This is a genomic window from Filibacter tadaridae, assembly GCF_900609045.1.
Taxonomy (GTDB): domain Bacteria; phylum Bacillota; class Bacilli; order Bacillales_A; family Planococcaceae; genus Sporosarcina; species Sporosarcina tadaridae.
Genome location: NZ_UXAV01000077.1, coordinates 1 through 286, shown reverse-complemented (window position 1 = coordinate 286; position 286 = coordinate 1). Strand labels below are relative to the sequence as shown.

1 protein-coding gene is annotated in these 286 nt (G+C 40.9%); it reads left to right on the top strand.

Going from position 1 to position 286, the window contains the following annotated elements; genetic code table 11:
• Nucleotides 1-286: transposase (locus FILTAD_RS15640; protein WP_203229735.1), on the top strand; the 286-nt coding region annotated here is incomplete at both ends.

Genomic DNA, 286 nt, shown 5'->3' with positions numbered 1-286 from the left:
TGCCGGCATGTATGTCTGTAAAGCTGGCCACATCGCCTTCAAAAAAATCATAATCGGCAAAAATAGACATGGAAAGAATCCTCGTGATACCTATTTCTTCGACGTGGAAAAATGTAAAGTGTGCCCACTTAGAGAGGGCTGTTACAAAGACGGTGCCAAAAGCAAATCCTATTCCACCACGATTAAATCGACGGAACATACAGAGCAGGAGGCTTTCCAAGAAAGCGACTATTTCAAAATGAAAATGAAAGAGCGCTACAAAATCGAAGCCAAAAATAGTGAATTA